Origin of the sequence: Bacillus sp. B1-b2, from assembly GCF_009183415.1 — a bacterium.
Classification (GTDB): domain Bacteria; phylum Bacillota; class Bacilli; order Bacillales; family Cytobacillaceae; genus Niallia.
On record NZ_WEHU01000006.1, the window covers coordinates 43878 to 66853 of the forward strand.

Here is a 22976-nt window from a genome sequence, read left to right on the forward strand (position 1 = left end):
CTAATTAAATAATCGCCTAATAGTTCGGGTATGTTAATGACTGAAATACTTATGTCTAGCTTTATAGGAAATAATATTTAGAAGCTTGATTTTTTGCTACTTATACTACTTGATCAATCTTTTTGAATACCAAAACGAGCATTAATCTGTCCACGGAGCATCTGTTTTTTCACTTTGCGCTCTTCCTCTTCCCTGTTCTTTTTCAGGATCTCTTGCCGAATTTCGTGTGTGCGAACTCCTTCTTCTCTTTTATTAGCAATCTCTATTAACCTCTCTACATCAGAAAAAGAATATTTCCTATTTCCACGTTCTGGTCTTTCGGGAAAAATGAGTTTTCGCTGCTCATAATAGCGAATTTGTCTTTCCGTTAATCCAGTAAGTTCACTAACAACGCCTATGGTAATCACTTTTCTTTTCTTATAGGATGGTTCATGATCCATTTACATTTCACCTCATGAAGTTAGAGTTTTCTCCTTACTACTCATTATAATATCTACGTGACAAAAACGAACTGTTTTTGTCATATTTTATAACACGAAATTCAAAAAATAGGTAAGATATCCTTACAGTTTTGATGAATTTTTCTATAAAGTACTTTAAAATGCTTATAGTACAAACATTTTGACCTATTACACTTTAGGTGAAGAAGGTACATTGCACTCATTCTTCTATAGAGAGGAGCCTAAGAAATGATTAATAAAGAAGCGGTTGATCTAGCTAAGAAAATCGTGGAGCTTGATTTACAAAGAGACGAGATTTGGGAAAATCTAGCCGAACTTGCAGGAGAGCATGCTCACGAATTACTTCGTTTTGTACAAAATAGCTAACACAAGAAACGTAAACCTTAATATGTACGATTATATATAGAGAATCTTAAATGAGATTCTCTTTTTTGTGTACCACAATGATGTTAACAAACATAACATAACTATTTTAATAGAAACAAAGGTATATCGCAAGTAATATCTTAATTTTTAAAATACTTAAACATTAAAAAAACTGCTACTATTAAGCAAAATTACTTTACTTAGTAGTAACAGCATTCCTTTTAAATACTTACATCTCTTTTCCTAAAAAACCAAAACGTAAGTATCATAAAGATACAGTAATATACAAATAAAATTCCTAAAGACATTGGCATCGTTATATTTTCTAATATTTTATCCTGCAACAAGAAAACCGATTGATCTAAGTGGGGGAATATCAACACTTTCGCCCAAGTATAATTTTCAGCTAAAAATTGAATCAGTTGCCCCAGTGTAGAAGATACAAATAATACAAATATTCCAATCCCCACCGCTATTGCCTGATTCTTAAATAGAGTAGAAAGCATGAATGCTATAGTTAATATGAGTAATAAACCAGGAAGATAATATAAAATCGACTTAAAGAAATAAACCCCAGTACTCATTTTAACAGTTTGACCAGCCATATCATACAGGTTTATATTACTAGAGAAATCCCCTACCCCAAAGAATAAAATACTTATGACATAACCAGCTACAATTAATATAGCAATAAGGCCAGCAGAATAGATTAATAAGGATATATACTTTGATAATAATATCTTCCAGCGCTTATGTGGTCTTATTAATAATTGTTTAATTGTTCCATCTGAAAATTCAGAAGAAACATTCCCAGCACAAACAATAACTACAAACAACGTTATTAATGACTTCATAGCAAGAACTCCACCAGCCATATTAGACCAAGAGGTAGTATATGGACTCACATCATCTTGTAAATTTTGTTGATATCTTGTAATAGTCTCTTCCATACCCTCTTTTGTATCTTCATATTTATATTCCTGACCATTATTCCAAAGGCTTTCTTGCGTTGGTGCAGATGGTAATTTCTTCTCTAACTCTGCTATTTCTGTTTCTACCTTGGCTCGCCAATCATCTCCTTTGTATTGAGGAACAGTTTTCATTTCAAGGATTGCTCCTCCAATTAATATAATGATTAAAACAATAGCAAAAATCCAACTTGTTTTCTTCTCCCATATTTTCACTAATTCATTCTGTATTAAGCCAATCATTTCTTAACCTCCTCTCTATTTTGCTGTGTTATTTCTAAGAATCTGTCTTCTAACGTTGCTTTCGTTACAGAGATTCCATATACAGAGAGGTGATGCTCTACAAAAAGTTTATTTACGATTGGGATTTGTTCTTTAGGTATACTGATAATAAGCTCTCTTTCTTTAGAGGATTCAACTGTCAAGGAGAGGTCACTATTTTCCAAAATGGAAACAGCCTCTTTCACCTGGTCTAGCTCAAAGACTACTTGTCTACTATTTACCTCTTCTTCTGAGACAGTATCATCCATTGTAGCAACGTGTATTAGCTTTCCTTTTTCAATAATGGCAAAGCGATGACACATTAACTGCATCTCTGATAACAAATGGGAAGAAACCAATACAGAAATACCTTCTCTTGCTAGTAAATGGAGATAATCCCGAAACTCGCGAATCCCTTGTGGATCAAGTCCATTTGTTGGTTCATCTAAAATTAATATTGCCGGTTTATGTAATAAAGCTTGTGCAACTCCAAGTCTTTGTCTCATTCCAAGAGAATAGGTTTTCACTTTTTGATGAATAGCACTCTCTAAGCCTACTAATTTAATGACTTCCTGAAATCTCTCTTCTGGTATTGGATTGATAGCCATTCTTGCATAATGCTTCAGGTTTTTATATCCACTCATGTACTTATAAAATTCTGGATTTTCGACGATTGCGCCTAGACTACTCATGGCATTTGAAAAATCTACATCTAAATCGTTATTATTGATAACAACTTTTCCATTTGTTCTGTTAATAAGACTAACAACCATTCGGATAATCGTTGTTTTACCGGCACCATTCGGACCTAGAAGACCAAAGATTTCTCCTTTTTCCACCGTAAAACTAACATCATCCACAATGTTCTTTCCTCTTATCCTCTTTGTTAAGTTTTTTACTTCCAACGCAGTAACCTTCATCATAGACTCCCTTCTTTTTATAAATCCCCTTATTGCTGGCTCAAATGATGTATAAATACACGTTTCTTATACTAATACGATATTCCGCCTAAAAGGTTTCGTAAATGGATAAAGTTTACATTGTGTTCACAATTTAATATCAATCTCAAAAATACTCTTTCCAAATGAAAGTGGAAAGAGTATTTTTTCATTTATTTTTTAAATAGTAGTCGTAGATACATTGTTTATCAATTCTTGAACAGATGTATATACATAACCTAAATCTCTTGCAACTGGAGCATATGTTACATGTCCTTTAAATGTATTCACACCTTGTTTAATAGCATAATCAGCTTCAATAGCTCCTATTGCCCCTAAGTTAGCAATTTGAAGAGCATATGGCATTGTTACATTTGTTAAAGCAATAGTTGAAGTTCTCGGAACTGCTCCTGGCATATTAGCTACAGCATAATGCACTACCCCATGTTTATCATAAGTAGGATTATCATGTGTGGTAATACGATCAACTGTTTCGAATATTCCACCTTGGTCAATCGCAACATCTACAATTACAGAGCCTGGCGCCATTTTCTTTACCATTTCCTCTGTTACTAATTTTGGTGCTTTCGCTCCTGGTATTAGAACAGCTCCAATAACCAAATCAGCTTCAACAACAGCTTCTTCAATATTAGCAGGATTGGAGACTACTGTAATTAGACTAGAACCAAATTGATTGTCTAATTCCCTTAATCTTTCTGGATTTAAATCTAAAAGAGTAACATTTGCTCCTAACCCTATGGCAATTTTTGCTGCATTTGTTCCGACAATTCCACCGCCAATAATAGTAACATTTCCTCTTTTTACTCCAGGAACACCTGCAAGCAAGATACCTTTTCCACCATGTGGCTGCTCTAAAAATTGCGCTCCAATTTGAACAGCCATTCTTCCAGCTACTTCACTCATTGGAGTCAGAAGAGGGAGCTTGCCGTTCACTTCAATGGTTTCATAAGCAATTCCTATTACCTCATTTTCCGTCAAAGCCTTTGCTAGTTCCTTTTCGGCTGCTAAATGTAAGTAGGTGAAGAGAATAAGACCTTTGCGGAAATAAATATATTCAGATGCTAATGGTTCTTTTACCTTCATAATCATTTCAGCAGTATTCCAAACCTCTGCTGCTGTATCGATTATCTTTGCCCCTGCTGCCACATACTCAGCATTTGCAAAACCACTACCAACCCCAGCATTATTTTCTAATAAAATTTCGTGTCCTCCATTCTTTAAGTAAGACACACCAGAAGGAGTAATCGCTACCCTGTTTTCATTGTTTTTGATTTCCTTTGGAACACCAATAATCATCACAATTCCCCCTTGTTAATTAAATTTACATACAATGTTATAATCTTATTATTATAATAGGACGAATTCTGAAAATTTTCTTTGTTAAAAATAATAAAGCAAAAAATATGTATTTGTGAAAAATCACAAATGGGGTATTTTACCTTTCGGAACTTATTCTAATATTATTGTTTAAATTAACATCTGAGTGTTATATGCTTATATTTCATCATGTTTTTACAAAGAGTAAAGAAATAAGACTAACTAATGGACAAGGATAATGGAGTTGATTATATGAGTAAAGCTAAAGCTAAAGGTGGAACAGGTAGAGGGACAGGTAAGAAGGGCTGGAATCGTTGGCAGGCTAGTGCTAATAAAGCGAAAAGTGCAAAACCTTACAAAAGTAAAGGGGTTAAACAGCGAGAAGCTAGTGAAACAGGTACTAATAGTGATAAGGCAGGAAAGTAAAGAGCACTATCTGCTAAATTCGACTAATTTCTATATGCAATGACGAAAAATCCAGTTAAAAGAAGCTGGATTTTTTCTTATATAATAATTGGAATACATTAGTTTCCTAAAAGGACGAGAGGCTAAGTTAGGGAATAATATAGTTCTATACCGGTCATATCAATGTGAGGTCACTGCAAGGCCGAAGCGGCTCAGCGTGAGTCCCACACACAGAAAGCAAACCCCTGTAACGGTAATTAGCCGCTATTTTAGAAAGCTGATTAAATAATATAACTATATTAAAAGCCGCTTAATCTAGGAATTTGTCTACCATCTGAAGCCATTATTTTTTTGGATCCTTTCTCCCAACATCAATAATTACTTCAATATATCCATCACCACCGCATTAGCTTCAAATCCAAATAAATCATAAACTTTTGACTAGGTATTGTAATATCTACTTCCATAATTTCTGCTATTCGTTTTAAACGGTAACTAAGTGTGTTGTTATGAATATGAAGCTTAGCTGCTGTTTTCTGCATACTTTCACTTTCATCCAAATAAACTTCTAATGTCGCTAATAACTCCGTTTTATGTATCTGATCGTATTCCAAGAGATTTTGGATGGCTATATTAACAGATCCATCCTGACGTCTTTTTTCTAAAAGGATATCTAAAAATTGATAGATTCCTAATTCCTGATAGTGAGTAAAGGAGCTCGTCTGTTCAGGAAACTTCTCTCTAACCTCTAGTACCGTTCTTGCTTCTTTTAAGCTCTTAGGTACGTCCACAAACTGCTTGTAAATCCCTCCAAAAGCACCTTTAACATGTTCAATTTGAAATCTTTCTTGTAAATTTTTCTCAAAATTATCGATAAACTGTTTATAACAGCTTATAGGATTTTCTTTCGAATCTAGGGGTGTTGCTAGTATGATTAGTTCTTTGTCTTCTATTGTAGAAAAGGAAATCTTAACATCTTGAGATACTTTTAATAAATACAAGATATGCTTTTCTATTTCTTTATTTATTATTTCAGGAAAGGGAAAAATCATAATAGTGTAAAAAGGAATTTTAGCCATACCCAATTCTTGTATCTTTGCTTCAATAGCTGTTTCATTCACATAACCTGTTAGAACTCTCCAGAAAAACTCTTGGTTATCTTGAAGAGAGGGTGCTGTATTTTTGCTGAAACGGGAAAGTAAATGGCGTGCTATCACAGCAGCATTTTCTAGGATAAGCATTTTATTATTAGTTAAGGGTTTATCCAATTCTACAGCCCATATATAACCAATTACTTCTTCTCCTCTCCAAATCGATACAGCAACTCTATTTCCAAGTCCAATTTCTTTTTTTCCTTCAATTTTAATTGGCTTTCTACTCTGAAGTAATTGAGGGATGACGCCATCTTTCCATAATCGATTAATAACCTTCTCAGGAACTCTCCTACTAATAATGGTTGATATTCTAACCATATCCGTTTCATCGTCATGACTACTATACACTAAAACACGATGATGAGGATTTTCTAATGTTATGGGACATTCTAATAGTTCACTTACATGATCAACAAAGCTTTCTAAGGAATCGTACATATCCCTTCTAAACGGATTCAATGGTTTATCAGTCATCCATATCTCCTTTCCTTACCTGTTAGCACTTTTTAATTAATCCTATTTTATATTGTTTAGAAGCAGTACTACAATATCTTTCTAAACAAAAAATACCCTACTTTTTAAGGAGGGCACTTTCCTATTTTTTATTATCTAACCGTTTAACGATTCTCTGTATTCTTGGTCGATTATATCTTTGGGCCATTATGATGGGAAGATTAAATAGAAGTGCATATATAACCATTACCCAGCCTGCCCAAGGTGGATTCCACAGAAAAAAGAAAGGTGCTGGAACAATAGATATCCAATGAGTTAATTCTGCTCTTCTCGATTCTAGAATAAACTGTTGTAAATACGGTTTATTTTTTTCACTTAATTGTTTTTTCTCAAATCCTTTACCTATGACGTTCCTTCCATCTGGTATCCTTGATTTCCACGCCTTTACTTTAAACCACTTTCCCCATATAGCACCATTCTTTTCCCAATTTCGAATGCGGTATAAAAAGGTATCAAATGTAAAATATTGGATCGGCAACCTTTCTATTACTAGTGCAATTCCAATATGTATAAGGAACCAGGCAACAATGTCGATTATGAATGTTTCCATTTGTGATAAATAGATGATCCTCAATCCTTGTAGCACCCCATTATATCTGGATTTTTCTATCTTTCCATTTTACTTCCTTCCTTACCTTTGTGAAGTAAACGGACCGCATAAACAAAACAACAAAAAATAAAAAGAAAACAGGATAGAATAAACAATAGAAAAAAGAAAAAGAACCTACTTTTCTTGCTAGATGGTAAAATCGTAAGAAGAATAGAAGATACAGGATGAGAAATATCATGTAACCTTGATTGATAAATGGAAGGAACCAATAGACCCCGGATATTATTCCACCTGCAATCCAACTATATATGAGAAGCATGATAATAGGATGTGTATAGGTAGAACCACTTGCAAAGCTCTTTGTCCACCCATTCACCAACTCTTTCCGTCCATTTGGATACATCCTAAAGTTGATTGTACCTTTCCCTCCCATACAAATAGTCGGTAAACCAATTTTGCTATAGGCCTTACTTAGCTCTAAACCATCCATTACAGCAGAAGCTACTTGTTTATGTCCACCTGCTAAGAAATAATTCCTTCTATTCGTCAAAATACACGGACCAAATGCACCTGCACCTTGAAAGAATCCTTTCCATAAAGTGAAAACATTCATGCCAACGATTAGAATAATATTAAATACAATCGACAGGTTTTCATACCCTTTCTGAATAGTATGATATGGCTGAACAGAAAGGAGACCTTGTCCACCTTTCTCTTCATATACTTTGACCATATTTTCTAAAGCATTTACATGACTTAACCTTGTGTCTGCATCAAGAAAGAGAAGTAATTCCCCCTTAGCCTCTAATGCTCCAAACCAACAAGCAGACGACTTCCCTCTCCATTTACCTTTTTTTCTTTGAATAACTCTTGCACCATATTTTCTAGCCACAGATGCAGTTAAATCGGTGGATTCATCATCAATAACTAATACCTCAAAGTTAGAATAATTTTGCTCCTTTACCGATAAAAGCAGCTTATCAATAGATCCTTCTTCATTGCGAGCTGGAATGACTATACTTAGTAATCTATTTATATTATAGGGAGGAGCGTTTTGTATAATCGGTAACTGATAAAGCATTAAATAACTAGCTACTATGGCTAAAATTCCTATCATACATAAGATTATTAGAAATATGGTTCCCAAGTTCACACCTACTATCTATCTCTATTGTCTCTTTCTACAATCATGTCCCTTACCAATTGCCCACTTAACGTTACCATTGGCATCCCTGCGCCAGGATTCACTGTTCCGCCTACAAAGTATAAATTTCTATACTGTTTACATTGTTTAGAATGTTTAAAGCCACGATTAGCCTTTTTATCTGAAACAGTTCCATAAATAGATCCTCTATGAGACCAGTAAGTAGATTCTATATCATCTGGTGTCCACATATCTTCTACTACTATATGCTTCCTTAAATCGGTAAGTCCCATATTCTCTAGCTTCTGTAAAACTATTTCTCTCAAATTTTTATAATCTTCCTTTTGAAATGGTTGATCTTGCTTATATGGAATATGTGGAAGAATTTTTATATTTTCATAGCCTTCTGGTGCTTGTGTTGGATCTGTTTTATTCGTATTCACAAGATAGATAGTAGGGTCATCCGGTAGCTCCTTTTGATGAAAAACTTTGTTCATCTGTTTCTTTAAAGATTGAGCAAAGAAGAAATTATGATGTGCAAGTTGTGGATACTTCTTCTTAACCCCTAAATGAAGCACTAGTCCAGAGCTAGCAGGCTCATATTTCTCTTCCATCTTTTTCAGTTTTTTAGAATTCCAATTTAGTAATTTTTCATATGTTGGTATTACTTCCATATTTGATATAACATAATCAGCTGTTTTTTCTACACCATTTTGCAAGCGTATGCCAACAATTTGGTTGTTTGCCTCATTCGTTAATAACTTCTCAACAGATACACCTAAATGAAACTCTACTCCAACTTCTTTCGCCAGCTTCACTAAACCTTTTCCAATCTGATGCAATCCTCCTGGTACATACCATAAACCATGTAGATGTTGCATATAAATGAGCATATTCAATACTGCAGGAGCATCATAAGGGGATGATCCAACATATTTAATATAATATGCCAGCATATCTCTTAAATAAGGATTACTGATTCTTTCTGCAATTCCTTCATACATCGTATGTTGTAGATCAAATCCTTTCCATGATTTAAAAGGACCATGCTCCTTTATCACATCCCATGTGGAGTCTAACCCCTTATTGAAATAGCCTTTTTCTGTTAGCTCATATATATCCTTTGTATATGCTAATAAGTTCTTATATTCTTCCATATCCTTTTCGTTTAAGGCTGCATTTTGATCGAACATATTTGTCAAATTATTATACAAATCAACCTTCGTTCCATCCGGAAAAAATGCTCTCCACTCATGCTCAAGGCGAACGGTAGGTATATAATCACTCATTTTTTTACCACTTTTATTAAATAATCGTTCAAAGATAAATGGCATCGTTAAAATGGATGGTCCTAAATCGAATCCAAAACCACTTTCTTCTAACCTATTCAGCTTGCCACCTAAGTGACTATTCTTCTCGTAAAGCGATACTGCATATCCACTTTGTGCCATGCTGATAGCTGCTGAAAGACCTCCAAGACCACCACCTATGACAAGAACTGATTTTCTATTAGTCAATTACCACCCCTCCTTTTTTACATCATTACGATTATTTTTTGTTGTAACTGCATCATTTTTTCTTTAGAAACATAATTCCTTTTATAAAAACAGTCATATCCATTTTCACGAACTGCTGTTAGAATTTCTTTATAAATATGAGCAGAAAGAAGAACATGTAATTGACTATCCTGATCGAAGGATTCTATACCTGCATAAAATAATTGATAAAGCTCTTCCGAACGATTTGCTATACTCTCCCAAATTTCAATAAATGTCCCATTTATCTTGTGATCTGCTAAATCTTGATTGGTATAATATCCTCTTTGAAAGAATGTTTCTGGTAGGTAGATGCGATTATTACGATAATCCTCGCCAATATCTCGAAGGATATTCGTTAATTGCATGGCCTTTCCTAAATGAACAGCATAATGCTTTAAATGCTGATGATTTTCTGTTGCAAGTATAGGAAGAAGCATTAGGCCTACTGTGCCTGCAACATAATAACAATACTCTTCCAATTCTTCCATTGTCTTCGGCTGTTCAAAGTATATATCCATTTGTTGTCCTTTCAATTGATCATAAAACGGGGTAATATCCATTTCATAACGGGTAAATACATCTCTTAATGCTCGCCATATGGGGTGATCCACTTCTTCACCTTTTTCAAAAAGCTGCAATTGATGATATAAAGTACTCCAGTTCTCCTTCTGCTTAGATGAATCTCTTGTCTCATCCACACTGTCATCTGCATAGCGACAAAATGCATAAATAGCATAAACAGCTTGTGCTTTTTCAGAAGGCAGCTTGCTAAAGGCTTGGTAAAAACTCTTTGAATGCTTTTTTATAATATTTTCACAGTATAAATAGTCCCATTGAGGTCTAGGAACGGGTTTAGCTCCCCTCATTAACAACTCCTCCTGCTATATGAACTGGTTGCTTACTCTTATTAGAAACAGAGTCATCTAGAATCAATTCCTCTGTAGCAATTTTGGCAGATAATAATACAATCGGCACACCTGCTCCTGGGTGTGTGCTACTTCCAGTAAAGTAAAGGTTATCACATGCTTGTGCTTTACTCTGTGGTCTTAAATGATTACTTTGTGTAAGAGTAGGTCTAAGCCCAAAGCATGCTCCGTTATAAGCATTGAACTTCTCTCTAAAATCTATTGGTGTCATATAGCTTTCGGAAATAATGTCTGCTTCTATTTCTTCTAAGCCTTCTACTTGACTTAATGTGTTTAAAACTTGAGAACGGTAATAGGTAATGGTTTCTTCTGTCCATTCATATTTGGCTGTAGATAGATCTGACACTGGGACTAAAATATATAATCCATCCTTCCCCTCTGGTGCTAATGTTGGATCAAGCTTGGAGGCATTATAAGCATAAAAAGATGGGTTATTTAGTTTCTTACCTGCAAAAATATCTTCTAAATTTTCTTTTAGATCATCTCCAAAAAAGAAGCTATGCGCAGTATTAAATTCTTCTATTTTTCTGTTCATTCCTAAATATAAAATAAAGCAAGAACAGGAGTAATCCATCTTACCAATCTTCTCATCTGTGTATTTTCCTTTAGATTTCTTATCTGTTACCAAATGCTTTAAAGCATATGGAAAGTCTGCATTGCATAATACGTAGTCAGAATATATATCCTTTCTTTTCACTTTGATTCCTTTTGCTACATGGTTTTCTATCAAGATTTCCTCTACAGTAGATTGATAAGAGATTTTCCCTCCAAGCTCTAAAAATAACTGTTCCATGGACTTTGCCATTGTATACATTCCACCCTTTATAAACCAAACTCCATAGAAGAACTCTATCATTGGAATCATGGAATAAAGGGATGGACCATTGTAAGGAGAAACTCCTATATATAAAGTTTGAAAGCTTATCATTTGCTTTAACTGTTCATTTTTCACATATTTACTAATAAAATTGTCGGCACTATCAAATGTCTTTAATTTTAATGCTTGGTATAGGGTTGATGGGTTATAAAAATCCATTTTCTTTCGGAAGGGACGTTGTAAAAAGTGATTTTTAGCTACAAGAAAACGTTCATAGATCAGTTGTAAATATTTTAAGAAACCTTCTGCATCCTTTTCACTTGCATGCTCAAAAGACTTCATTAATTGAACTAAATCAGAAGATACTTCATGATATCCTTTTTTTCCACTTCCAAAAAAGACGGAATACATAGGATCTAATCTCTCCATCAGAATATAATCATCTGGATCCCGTCCTACTAATTCAAATATTTCTCGATAAAGCTCTGGCATCATAACAATGGTAGGACCAAGGTCAAATTGAAAGCCGTCCTTCTCAATACGATGCATTTTACCACCAGCGATTGCTTCTTTCTCATGTATTTCCACTTGAAATCCTGCGTGTTGCAAGCGAATCGCGCTAGCCAATCCTGCTACGCCAGCACCTATAACGATTACTTTTTTCTTCATTTTTGTATACTTCCCCCTATATATTAATGAACCCTGATTCCTTATAACAACTAGTTGCTTATCAGTTGATAAGTTGAGAATACACTTATCCTATTAAGAAGTATCTTATTTGATAGGTATATTTAAAAACATTACATTTTATACCCCACGTTCTTTCTAGTTAAACCACTTATTTATTTATCTTAAAAAACCTTCTAAAGAATGAAAATATCTTTAGAAGGTTTTTTTCTATAGTAGCTTTGAGTTAATAAGAATTTTTGTTTCTTTTAATCTTTCATGGTTATAAGAGGAGCTTTCTATTAAAGTCTCATCTAAATAGGCAGGGTGTGTCATTACTTCCACACTTTCTGTTCCGATTTTATCGCGGAGCTGAATAAAATAATCCTCTACAACACCTTCTCCATAAAAATCATCCAAGAAGACATCTGTTAATGTTGGAATATCAATAAAGTGATCACCAGCTCTTCTAGCAGGGATACCATATTTTTGCGTAATATTCTTTATTACAGGATAAAATTCTTTTATTCCATGTACATGGTGGTGACTATCTATATGAGAGGGTGTAAGATCTGCATCTAGAAACGCTTCTATTTGTGCACACCACTCTCTTTCTAATTCCATTAAATTAATAGAGTGAGGATTAAGATAGACGTTTGCCTGTCTTTGAAATAATCCATTGTCATCCGTTAAGCTTGGTACATCAGGTAAGAGTGGTTTGCCATATGTTAGTACAAGATGAACCCCCACCTCTAACGATGGAGTATCTTTTGCTAATCTTATAGCATGATTGGTAGCAGAAGCATTCATCATCATAGTAGTAGAAGTGACAATCCCCTTTGTATGTGAATCTAAAATCCCATAATTCACTGCGCGACTAAGACCAAAATCATCTGCGTTAATGACTATTTTTGTCATGTAATCCTCCTTTGTAATGGATAAGTCATAGAAAGAGAATAACTATTTTATACCTTAAAAATGGTACTTATTGGAACTTTATTTTACCGTGTTTATTTTTCTAGATAGGCCAAACCCATAATAGCCTTTGATTGTTTTCGTCATCATTTACTAAAATCCCTTTCTATTTCTATATAAATATATTTTTGTTCATGTTTAATTAATACACTAGAATGTAAGTTTTGTTTTAGTAATATTTTAACCGCATATAGTAAAACAAAAAAAAATCCAAACTACTAGAAAAAATGACTTCTAATAGTTCAGATTTATTATTGGCTAAAATACTTATGCCGAAGCACCTTTACCATCCATATAGTGATATTAGCTATGGTGACTTAGCGATTGAATGGACTTGATTTTTACTAAACGAGCGACTAATAAATAACCAATTACGGATCCAGTGATGCTGCTAACAGCAAAGGATGGCATATAGAACAATGCTCCTGTTTTTGTACCTAATAAGATGGACGCATATGGAACAGCTACAAGTGAAGCAATAACACCTGTTCCTATTATTTCCCCTACTGAAGCAAATATTGGTTTAGATGTTTTATAGAATAAATACCCAGCTAATAGTGCACCAATCATACTTCCAGGAAAAGCTAATAATGATCCAGTTCCGAGAAGATTTCTTAATAATGAAGTAACAAATGCAATAATGACCGCTGGGATTGGTCCTAATAAAACGGCAGCAATGACATTTAGTGCATGCTGTACGGGATAAGCCTTTGCAATTCCTGCTGGAAACCATAGCAATGTGGAACCATATGTCCCAAATGCTGTAAACATAGCCATTAATGTTAAAAGCTTTAGTCTTTTCATATTCTTTTTTCCCCACTTATTTGTTTTTAAGCGAGAGGCAAAAATAAATACCTCAATGGATATTGACTAACCACTAAGAAAATTATGTATGGAGCTTGTTTCTATCTTTCTTTCAAAAACAAAAAAAGCCAGATCAAAGGTGACCTGACTTTTTTAAAAGTCAAAAGAAATAGAGATACTCCGCTACTTCCCTACGCTGGTATGATCCAGATCAGGTCATTAGGGTTTAAAAACACGAATGTTTTTCTCTCAGCCATACGGCACCCCTAGTAGTCAATATATGCTTATATAGCTATTTTACATTAATATGCTTTTCTCTGAAAGGCTTTTCTCTCTATTATTCTGACAATTTCTCCACAAACTGCATATCTATCAACTCATCGTAACTATATCCTTCTGTATAGACACCCGTTTTTTCTACAACATCCATTGGTTTTGCTACTGCTTCCTCTGAAATGAATCCGTCTTTACTCCATAATGCATCAGCATATGCACGATCGAGTGATGCCTGTAAGCTTTCATCAGATGTGGATGGAAATTCTGCTTTTAGAACCTGCATAGCTAGTTCAGGATCTTCATCCACCTTCTTTAAAGCCTTCATTACAGCACTTACAAAGCTTTCTACTACTTCTGGTTCACTTTCAATTTTAGATTTCTTCACACTCACAACAGAGTAAGGATAATCTCCTAGGCTTGCGAAGCTATAAAACGGTTCGTTCCATACTCCTTTATTGATACCTTCTGTAATTTGTGGCTCTCCTCCATTTGCTATATCAGCGTTTCCTGTTTCTACTAAGGAAACAACTGCACTTGCATCTGCAGGCTCTTCTAATTTCACATCATTTTCTGGATCTAATCCTAAGTCCATCAACAGCCACCTTGTTAATAAATTTGGACTTCCTCCGTACCTTCCTGCAGCAATCGTTTTTCCCTCTAGATAGGCAGCAAATTCTTCTTTATTTGTTGTATCAACACTTTCATCTGAGTTATCCATTAAGTATACATTTGCACGATTAACTACATTGACAACAGATTGAATGGGATCAGAGCTTCCTATATTAGCCATTTGAACAGAGTCTGGTCCACCAATAACGCCCCAAGCATCGCCACTTACAACAGACGTTACATGAGCGCCTCCAGTTGCCGTGATTACTTCTACTTCTAAGCCTTCCTCTTCAAAATATCCTTCTTGCATGGCAAGGTATATTGGAAGATAACCAATTAAGTGAACTGGCTCTGAAAGAACTATCTTCTGTAACCCTTCCCCTGTTTTCTCTGGTTCACTGCTAGAAGAACATCCTGCAAGTAGCAATACAAAACTTAGAAAGCCAATGAGAAAAAGCTTACACTTCTTCAACATAAATCCCCCTTTTCATTTATATAGACAAGGAATCAGCATAAAAATTAGTGAAAATGAATGACGAAGATATAGTAGAAATGACTAAATCTAAAATTCTATTCATTTATATTTACATACTACTCGTCAGTATGTTAACTATTTTTACTAATCAGCACTTCTTCCTTTTAACAATAATTTCTCTATCCAAACTGTTGCAAAGTACATGATGATGGATAAGATAGAAAGTACGACTACTCCTACCCAAACCAAGTTAAGATTCATGATTTGTCCTGCGTATAAAATCATTCTTCCTATTCCTTGTCTAGAGCTAATGAACTCACCAACAATGGTTCCTGCTAAAGCTAATGCTATATTGATTTTTAAGCTACTTACAATCCAGGGCATACTTGTTGGTACAACTACTTTTGTGAAAACATGCCATTTTTTAGCACCAAGGGAATACAGTAGTTTCTCTAAATCCTTATCCACTGCTCTAACTCCACTGTAAGCAGCAAGAGCCGTTGTGATAACAGTCATCATAAATGCTAGAACTACTTTTGAACCAAAGCCTATTCCAAAAAGTATAACTAAAACAGGCGCTAAAGCTAATTTGGGTATAGCATTAAAGGCTATCAGGTAAGGCTCTGAAATGCGGGAATAATAATAGGACCACCAGAAGGATAACCCTAATAATGCTCCAAAAAATGTGCCTAGAAAAAAGCCTGAAACCGTTGCTCCTGAAGTATATAATAAATCATTCCATAATGAGCCTTCTGTCCATGCTATATAGCCTGTTTTCCAAATAGTTGAAGGACTACTCCAATAATAGGAATCAATAATATTCCATCTAGAAAGTAGTTCCCATGCAACAATTAAGAGAATACCAGCACTCCATTGACCAATACTGGTTATTCGTTTTCTCTTTCGTGCCATCGCCTCTTCATCTTCTATATATAAATCATTCTTTTTCGGTACAGATGCCATTCTTTTACCTCCTTTCTCATCCTTCCTGATCTGTTGTTTTTAATGCATGCAAAATATGTTCTTTTACTTTAATAAAGTCAGCATTTAATAATGTTTGTTCATTTCTTGGTCTAGGTAGAGTGATTTCTACTTTTTCCTTTACCGTACCAGGTCGAGGCGTTAAAATGTAAATCTCATCAGATAGGAATATAGCTTCATCGATATCGTGAGTAATGAACAAAATGGTCTTCTTAAAATCACCCCAAATGTCCAATAGCCATTCTTGCATAAGCAACCTTGTTTGAGCATCTAACGCACCAAATGGTTCATCCAATAGAATAATATCCTGCTCGTATAATAAAGTTCTCAGTAAGGCCGCTCTTTGTCTCATTCCTCCAGACAATTCATCTGGATAATGATTCTCAAAGCCACCGAGGCCGTATTTTTCTAGTAACGGTAAGGCTCTTTTTGTTGCTTCTGCTTTTGATACTCCCTTAATTTCTAGGCCTAATATGACATTGTTCACAATGTTTCTCCAAGGCAAAAGCAAATCTTTCTGCAACATATAACCGACATTTCCACTACTTCCAATAATATTTTTTCCGTCTAATAATACTTCTCCTATAGACGGTTTAATTAATCCAGCAATGATATTGAATAATGTAGACTTCCCACAGCCACTTGGTCCGATAATACTAATAAACTTTCCTTCTGTTACTTGTAAATTCGTATCCTTTAACGCATAAAATTCCTTGCCATTCTTCCGAAACACTTTGCTACTATTTTTCACTTCTAGCTTATACATTGCTGCCCTCCATTCTTCCTTTCTTTTGAAATATATAAATACATCCATTTCAAAAGGCTTTTGCTATACTATATGTAAAAATAGGCAAAGGGGAATAATTATGGAAAAAAAAGCATTAATTATTGGGGCAACTGGTCTTGTTGGGAAAGAATTAGTGCATTTATTATTAGAAGAAAACACATATGAGGAAGTGAGGGTCCTTGTACGAAGAGAGTTACCTATAGGAAGCAACAAACTAAAGCAACTTGTGGTTGATGATTTTGAGAGGCTTTCTGACTATAAGGATTACTTTCAGGTAGATGATTTATACTGCTGTCTAGGCACCACAATCAAAAAAGCTGGCAGTCAGGAAAGGATGATAAAAATAGATGTAGAGTATCCTTTAGAGTGTGTGAAATTAGGACTTGAGATGGGAGTGAAACAGTTTCTTGTCATAACAGCAATGGGAGCAAATCGTAATTCATCCATTTTCTATAGCCGCATAAAAGGAATTTTAGAAGAGAAGCTTGCAACCATTCCCTTTCGTTCTATACATATATTGCGTCCTTCTTTATTGTTGGGTAGTCGAGATGAGTTTCGTTTAGGGGAAAAGCTTAGTTCCTATCTTTTACCTGTTCTTCACTTTTTCATGCAAGGTTCTTTGAAGAAATATCGTGCGATTCAGGCAAGAAATGTTGCACAAGCTATGTATCATTTAGCACAGAGTAATTATAAAGGTGTTCATGTACATACTACTGATGAGTTGGAGAAGTTGGCAAAGAAGTCTTATTAAGCATCCTTGAAAAGCTGTTTTGGTACATATTGTTTTATTTTATAGTCATTATTAATGCTTCTAAAGTTTTTTTTAGAAGATAGGTTTCTTGAATAGCACTTAAGTACAACAAAATTACAAAACAGCTAATTGAAGATACATCCATCTTTTTTAACATACTACAACCAATATGAATCTAACAATATCTCTCTCTTCCTAATTCCAGATACATATGGATGGCCTTTTACATAATAACGAAGAGCTTTAGACGTCCATTCTCCCTTATTAGGAATGCCGATTCTTGGAGAAGCTTCTATATGTACTGGCACTTTTCCATCATGAATATTGATTATGCCTTCATTTACTCTTTCGCCATTGATAGCTTTTGTAATATTCATCGCTTTCGTTAATTTACCTGGTCCATTACTGACTGATATGCCATTTACCTTTCTATTTTCCTCCATTTTCTCTATACCTGTAATTGGTTCTATCGCCCTAATTAGGACTGCTTGAGGATCTCCTTCCTCTTTTGTTACGATGTTCAGCATGTTGTGGTTATGCATGGAGTAAATATATATGGTTCCACCTTGCATATATAGCGACTGTAATCGGGGTGTTCGTTTGCCACCATAGCTGTGACACGCCAAATCCTCCACTCCAAGATATGCCTCTGTTTCTACAATATATCCACTATACGTGTAAGTAGATGTTTGATGAACTAACACCTTCCCTAGCAAAAGCTTTGCTATAGCCTCCGTAGACTGATTCACAAAATCAATCAAGAAAGATCACCTCATTTCTTTATATTATATACTACCCCTAAAGAATGAAGTATTCGCAAAAACAACCATGTTATTTGCGATTTCCATTTATTTATTCTCGATTCTAACTCCTACATAAAATAATGCCGATTCCCAGTGAATCGGCATTATAGCTATTGGCGATGTTAATCAATCTCCTAAATCGGAGACAGATATATCTTTTATTTTGCTAAAACAGCTTCTTTCTTTTTCTCCAAGGAAGCTAGACCAGCCTGATTTAGGGTATTCCATGGTTTGTTAAAATGTGGTTGGAAGAAGAAGTCAACGAATCCTAATTCTTCAATCGTCATTTTTGTTTGGATACATACAGATAATGTATTAACCATTTGTGTTAAATCTGCTTTTGATATTAATTGAGCCCCTAATATTTGCTTTGTTTCTTGGTGGTAAAGAACTTTTAGGCGAACTTCATTGAATGTCGGCATAAATTCTGGGCGGTCATTATCAATAACCTCTACTACTTTATAAGGGATATTACTAGCTTTTGCTGTAATTTCTGTTAATCCTGTAGAAGCCATGTTCAAACCAAATATATGCAAGCCTGAAGTTCCTTGTGTTCCCATATACTTTAGAGATTGCCCTGCAATATTATAACCAACTAATGTTCCCATTCTTACTGCATTTGTAGCAAGAGGGATGTACAGTTTATCTCCAGTAGGATTATAGTTAACCGCACAGCTATCACCTGCTGCATAAATGTCTGGATTACTTGATTGCATATACTCATTTATTGTTATTGCACCATTTGGGAGTAAATCTACTTTTCCTTTTAATAAGCTTGTATTTGGTCTAAAACCAACACATAAGATAACAAGATCTGTTTCGTATTCGCCTTTTGTTGTAATAACCTTTGTTACCTTGCCGTCAGCATTACCTTCAAATTTAGTTACTGTTTGTTGTAGTGCTAAATGAATATTACGCTCTGAAAATGCTGCTTCTACAACGTCTGTAAATTCTTTATCTAAATATTTATTTAGAATTCTATCTTCACTGTCAATAAGTGTTACGTTTTTACCATTTAGTTCAAATGCTTCTACAAGTTCAACTCCAATATAACCTGCGCCGATAACTGTTACATTTTTCACATCTTTAGATTTTGCAATAATTTCATTTGCTTGATTATAGTTTTTGGAAAGTAGGATGTTATCCAACTTTATTCCGTCAATTGGAGGAATAATCGGCCATGAACCTGTTGTCATCACTAACTTATCGTATTGATCAACTTTTTCTTCTCCTGTATTTAAATCTCTAACTTTCACTTGTTTTCTTTCTGTATCTACCTCTAATACCTCATGCTCCATATGCATAGCTGCACCTAGCTGTTTCAATTCCTCAGGAGAAGAATAGAATAATTGACTAGCATCTTTTGCTACGCCACCAACATATAAGGCAATTCCACATGATAAAAAAGAAACATTATTATTTTTTTCATAAACTGCTATCTCTATATTATTATTTAATTTCGCTAATGTCTTAACTGCAGCTGTCCCTGCGTGTGTACATCCGATTACAACTACTTTCATGATTTAAAAGCTCCTTTGTAATAGAATTTGTGAATTACTTCACTTATGTTAGTAAAAAAAAAAATCACATATATTGTGATGTAGTTCACATGTTGTTCATACTTTTATTATACATGGGAAAAAAGAAAATGCAACTGTTTTTGTGATTAAATTCACAATGAATAGTATAAATATATTTTTCCCTATTATTTATAGAGTATGCACTATTAATAAGACAATATAAAAAGCCCTTATTTTAAAGGACTTCTATAATGTCAGCCATCTGCTGCTGAAAAGTACTACAGGTTTTTAGTTAAACCATTAAGCTAGTATTCTTTATTCCTAGGCTTATCATTACTTTCTACAGGGCAATACTTTTTCCCTTATGAGCATAATGAATTTCGTAACAGTCTATAGTGCCTATTTAATCGTAAACCCTCTTTTTACTAGTGCATCTTTTAAATTAGTTCTTAAGCTAGAAGAGGCAGCAATGGTTTCGGGCTTTGTACATCTTCTTGCAGTATGCTCTCTCCATCCATAATCTATGCCATGATTTTCAGGCTCCCCTGCTATAGATACTCTTCTACCATCATATGTCTTGCGAGCTATCATTGTCTGATCATATTCCTCTAAATGTAAATCAAGATCTTTCACATCATATATTTCCTGATGTATCGTAATTTTTTCAGGTAACCTCGGCTTTACTCCTCGTCGTCCGCCGACTTTTTCATATCCTATTGATAATCCTGAAATAGCAAAAACACCTTCTGGTAAGCCGAGTTCTATAGCAACTGCCTCAGGGTCATTGCGAATTGACCCTACTGGTACACAGCCTAAACCTAAAGATTCAGCTGCAATGACTGCATTTTGTAAACCTAAAGTAGCATCCATGGAAGAAAGGAGAAACATTTCTAGTGTATTAGCTAAGAATGCGTGGTTCTGTGATTCTGTAACGTATTTTAGACGATAAATATCAGCACAAAAAATAAGAAATACTGGTGCTTGTTCGACAAAGGATTGATTGCCTGATAATACAGCTAATCTTGCTTTTTTACTTTCCTCTTTAACCACAATGATACTATATGCCTGTAAATTAGAAGATGTAGGAGCACTTCTTGCCGAAATGGTAATCATTTTTAGCATCTCATCTGAAATTAGCTTAGAATCAAATGACCTAATGGATTCATGAGCAGTAAGTACTCTAATTGTTTCGTTTAGTAGATGATCTACCTCAGAAAATGCTTCCTGCTCTATCCTTGTTCCTTTTGTAAAATTCTGCATCCACTAACTCACCTCTTAATATTTCACTAGAATTCCTTTATCCATAATTAATTGATTATCAATATAAACAGTTGGCCTTGTAACAACTCCATCAATATGTACACCAGCAGATATAGTTCCACCAAACGTATTATTGCTACCAAATGCTACATGAATCGTTCCATATACCTTTTCATCCTCTAAAACAACCCCAGTAATTCTTGCCTTATCATTTGTACCTATGCCAAACTCTCCTAATAATCTACCTTCCTCCTCTCCTAACATACTTAATAAAATATCAGCTTCTTGCCCAGTTGCCTTGTCGAGGCGTCCTTCTTCTAACGTAAGAATAAGTGGAGATGTAAGTTTACCTATACCTGCAACTGAACCGTCTATTACAATATTGCCACTTGCTGTGCCTTCGAGAGGCGCGATATATGCTTCTCCAGATGGAAGATTCCCTGATTCTCCTGGGTTCAAGTACATACCTGTACTAGGTATTCCTTTTCTTTGAGAAATATCAAAACATAGTGTATATCCATCTTTTTCAATTTGCACTTGTTTTCCATTAGTAAGGAGTTCTGTTAATTGCTCTGTTAGCATTTTTACTTGCTCATAATCTGCTGAAATAGCTCCTTCAAGAAACATATCCTTCGTTATTCCCGGCATTGTCGCAAGCCTTGTTCCTGTTGCCACAGCTTCCTTCCTTGCTTGTGTATGTGTAAGAGAATGCTCCGTTACACAAACTACAACATCTGCCGTTTTCATTGCTTGTGCAACTGCAACTGGAGGTTCTTGGCCAGACTTCTGTCTTTCTTGCATCAACATTAGCATGGTTTCTGCATGTAGTGCCTTTCCTGCTTTAAACAAAGCTTCTCCAATTTCTTTTTTCACTTCATCTACAACTATGAGAAAGAGTTCTCCTTCTTTTATTCCTAAACACTTTTCGAGTACATTTCTGCTAATTTCAACCATTTTGTCCATGTCTATTTGTCCTTCCTAAATAATTTCTGATACTAATTTCGTCATAATTGCATTTGATAACACGACTGGTATATCAGATTCTTTCTCTACTATCCCTCGCATTTCTTCTGTATAGCCCATACAATCCAACAATATTACATCTACTTCTTTTTTTAGATTTTGTGTAGCTTTTTCAAAATTAGTAGGGTTCATCTCGTATGGTGAGGCAACTTGGAAGACTGGGTCTAAGCCAAAAGGAGAATACTTTTTATAAGATGTCTTCACTTGGTTTTCAAGAGGAACAATGACCCCTAGTTTTCTCTTACCAATTAGTGCGGCAATAGTTGGTGGGATGATGTGATCTGGTTCAATTAAATGAGATTTTCTAGTTGTTAATCCTGGAAATACGCCTGTGCAAAGCAGAAGTATTTGGGTTATTCCCATATCTTCTAAATGATGAATTTTCTCTTGTAAAATTGGTTTTATTTTTTCTCGAGACATAATAACAGATTCGCCTGTTACTAAACGGGATGTTAATACATAGTCATTTTCCATTGGGTATAATTTTGTCTCTATATATTCTTTTGATAGTCCATCTAATACGCCTATTTGTACTATCTCTGTATTGCTTAAATTTGCTTCTAGAATAGGAGTAATATCTGTTCGTGGAGCTTGACCAATTGTAATAGTACCTAGCTTCTTCATACAATGATTCTCCTTCTTGTTATATTTAAAAGAGGAAGCTAGG

At 34.8% G+C, this 22976-nt stretch carries 23 protein-coding genes and 1 riboswitch; of the genes, 3 read left to right on the forward strand and 20 right to left on the reverse strand.

Annotated features, from left to right (window positions below; translation table 11 throughout):
• Window positions 1–113 precede the first annotated feature (113 nt).
• Entirely contained in the window at window positions 114–440 is a 327-nt protein-coding gene (locus tag F9279_RS07460) for a MerR family transcriptional regulator (RefSeq protein ID WP_152112172.1), read from the reverse strand.
• Window positions 441–689: 249 nt separating this feature from the next.
• On the opposite strand from F9279_RS07460, the gene F9279_RS25100 reads away from it, so the two are divergent.
• Window positions 690–827 carry a hypothetical protein gene (locus tag F9279_RS25100; protein ID WP_193224505.1) on the forward strand — a complete coding sequence of 46 codons (138 nt, stop codon included), beginning with the start codon at window positions 690–692 and terminating at the stop codon, window positions 825–827.
• A gap of 221 nt (window positions 828–1048) precedes the next feature.
• Here F9279_RS25100 and F9279_RS07465 read toward each other — a convergent pair whose 3' ends face one another.
• From F9279_RS07465 to ald, 3 genes are all read right to left on the reverse strand, one after another.
• Complete coding sequence (locus F9279_RS07465) at window positions 1049–2038, reverse strand: ABC transporter permease (protein WP_152112173.1); 990 nt, start codon at window positions 2036–2038, stop codon at window positions 1049–1051.
• Window positions 2035–2976, reverse strand: coding sequence for an ABC transporter ATP-binding protein (locus tag F9279_RS07470; RefSeq protein WP_152112320.1), 942 nt, complete (start codon window positions 2974–2976; stop codon window positions 2035–2037). The genes F9279_RS07465 and F9279_RS07470 overlap by 4 nt, the downstream gene beginning before the upstream one ends.
• 198 nt (window positions 2977–3174) lie before the next feature.
• Entirely contained in the window at window positions 3175–4311 is a 1137-nt protein-coding gene (ald, locus tag F9279_RS07475) for an alanine dehydrogenase (protein WP_152112174.1), read from the reverse strand.
• A 273-nt stretch (window positions 4312–4584) separates the two neighbouring features.
• Between ald and F9279_RS07480 the strand changes: the two genes are divergently transcribed.
• Window positions 4585–4758: a DUF3934 family protein gene (locus F9279_RS07480; protein ID WP_152112175.1), complete on the forward strand. Its 174-nt coding sequence runs from the start codon at window positions 4585–4587 to the stop codon at window positions 4756–4758.
• 374 nt (window positions 4759–5132) lie between these two features.
• Here the strand turns inward: F9279_RS07480 and F9279_RS07485 are convergent, their stop codons facing one another.
• From F9279_RS07485 to F9279_RS07535, 11 genes are all read right to left on the reverse strand, one after another.
• A complete protein-coding gene (locus tag F9279_RS07485; RefSeq protein WP_152112176.1) occupies window positions 5133–6365 on the reverse strand; it encodes a PucR family transcriptional regulator in 1233 nt (410 codons plus the stop codon).
• A gap of 121 nt (window positions 6366–6486) precedes the next feature.
• Window positions 6487–6954 carry a glycosyl-4,4'-diaponeurosporenoate acyltransferase gene (locus F9279_RS07490; protein ID WP_152112321.1) on the reverse strand — a complete coding sequence of 156 codons (468 nt, stop codon included), beginning with the start codon at window positions 6952–6954 and terminating at the stop codon, window positions 6487–6489.
• 40 nt (window positions 6955–6994) lie between these two features.
• Entirely contained in the window at window positions 6995–8071 is a 1077-nt protein-coding gene (locus F9279_RS07495) for a glycosyltransferase family 2 protein (RefSeq protein ID WP_193224506.1), read from the reverse strand.
• Between the two features lie 41 nt (window positions 8072–8112).
• On the reverse strand, window positions 8113–9615 hold the full coding sequence (locus F9279_RS07500; protein ID WP_152112178.1) for a phytoene desaturase family protein: 1503 nt from the start codon (window positions 9613–9615) through the stop codon (window positions 8113–8115).
• 17 nt (window positions 9616–9632) lie between these two features.
• Window positions 9633–10502, reverse strand: coding sequence for a phytoene/squalene synthase family protein (locus F9279_RS07505; RefSeq protein WP_152112179.1), 870 nt, complete (start codon window positions 10500–10502; stop codon window positions 9633–9635).
• Window positions 10489–12048: a phytoene desaturase family protein gene (locus F9279_RS07510; protein ID WP_152112180.1), complete on the reverse strand. Its 1560-nt coding sequence runs from the start codon at window positions 12046–12048 to the stop codon at window positions 10489–10491. Before F9279_RS07510 ends, F9279_RS07505 begins: the two co-directional genes overlap by 14 nt.
• A 228-nt stretch (window positions 12049–12276) precedes the next feature.
• Window positions 12277–12963: a chitin disaccharide deacetylase gene (chbG, locus tag F9279_RS07515; protein ID WP_152112181.1), complete on the reverse strand. Its 687-nt coding sequence runs from the start codon at window positions 12961–12963 to the stop codon at window positions 12277–12279.
• A 360-nt stretch (window positions 12964–13323) separates the two neighbouring features.
• Window positions 13324–13824, reverse strand: a complete 501-nt coding sequence (thiW, locus tag F9279_RS07520; RefSeq protein WP_152112182.1) for an energy coupling factor transporter S component ThiW — start codon at window positions 13822–13824, stop codon at window positions 13324–13326.
• Window positions 13825–13995: 171 nt separating this feature from the next.
• Window positions 13996–14102: riboswitch (TPP riboswitch) on the reverse strand.
• Between the two features lie 59 nt (window positions 14103–14161).
• The gene (locus F9279_RS07525; RefSeq protein ID WP_152112183.1) at window positions 14162–15184 is read right to left on the reverse strand and encodes an ABC transporter substrate-binding protein; all 1023 of its coding nucleotides are present in this window, start codon (window positions 15182–15184) and stop codon (window positions 14162–14164) included.
• A 144-nt stretch (window positions 15185–15328) separates the two neighbouring features.
• Window positions 15329–16147, reverse strand: coding sequence for an ABC transporter permease (locus F9279_RS07530; RefSeq protein ID WP_152112184.1), 819 nt, complete (start codon window positions 16145–16147; stop codon window positions 15329–15331).
• A 16-nt stretch (window positions 16148–16163) separates the two neighbouring features.
• Window positions 16164–16931 (reverse strand): ABC transporter ATP-binding protein, encoded by a 768-nt coding sequence (locus F9279_RS07535; RefSeq protein ID WP_152112185.1) that lies wholly within the window; start codon window positions 16929–16931, stop codon window positions 16164–16166.
• A gap of 100 nt (window positions 16932–17031) precedes the next feature.
• Here F9279_RS07535 and F9279_RS07540 point away from each other — a divergent pair, with 100 nt between their 5' ends.
• The gene (locus tag F9279_RS07540) at window positions 17032–17703 is read left to right on the forward strand and encodes an oxidoreductase (protein WP_152112186.1); all 672 of its coding nucleotides are present in this window, start codon (window positions 17032–17034) and stop codon (window positions 17701–17703) included.
• Window positions 17704–17861: 158 nt separating this feature from the next.
• On the opposite strand, the gene F9279_RS07545 is transcribed toward F9279_RS07540, so the two are convergent.
• The 5 genes from F9279_RS07545 to F9279_RS07565 all read right to left on the reverse strand — a co-directional run bounded on the left by F9279_RS07545 (window position 17862) and on the right by F9279_RS07565 (window position 22933).
• Window positions 17862–18461: a DNA-3-methyladenine glycosylase gene (locus F9279_RS07545; protein WP_152112322.1), complete on the reverse strand. Its 600-nt coding sequence runs from the start codon at window positions 18459–18461 to the stop codon at window positions 17862–17864.
• 203 nt (window positions 18462–18664) lie between these two features.
• Complete coding sequence (locus F9279_RS07550; protein WP_152112187.1) at window positions 18665–20026, reverse strand: FAD-dependent oxidoreductase; 1362 nt, start codon at window positions 20024–20026, stop codon at window positions 18665–18667.
• Window positions 20027–20425: 399 nt separating this feature from the next.
• Complete coding sequence (locus F9279_RS07555; RefSeq protein WP_152112188.1) at window positions 20426–21286, reverse strand: NADPH-dependent oxidoreductase; 861 nt, start codon at window positions 21284–21286, stop codon at window positions 20426–20428.
• 15 nt (window positions 21287–21301) lie between these two features.
• Window positions 21302–22249, reverse strand: coding sequence for an aminopeptidase (locus F9279_RS07560; RefSeq protein WP_152112189.1), 948 nt, complete (start codon window positions 22247–22249; stop codon window positions 21302–21304).
• A gap of 15 nt (window positions 22250–22264) precedes the next feature.
• Window positions 22265–22933 carry an AroM family protein gene (locus F9279_RS07565; RefSeq protein ID WP_152112190.1) on the reverse strand — a complete coding sequence of 223 codons (669 nt, stop codon included), beginning with the start codon at window positions 22931–22933 and terminating at the stop codon, window positions 22265–22267.
• Window positions 22934–22976: the final 43 nt, after the last annotated feature.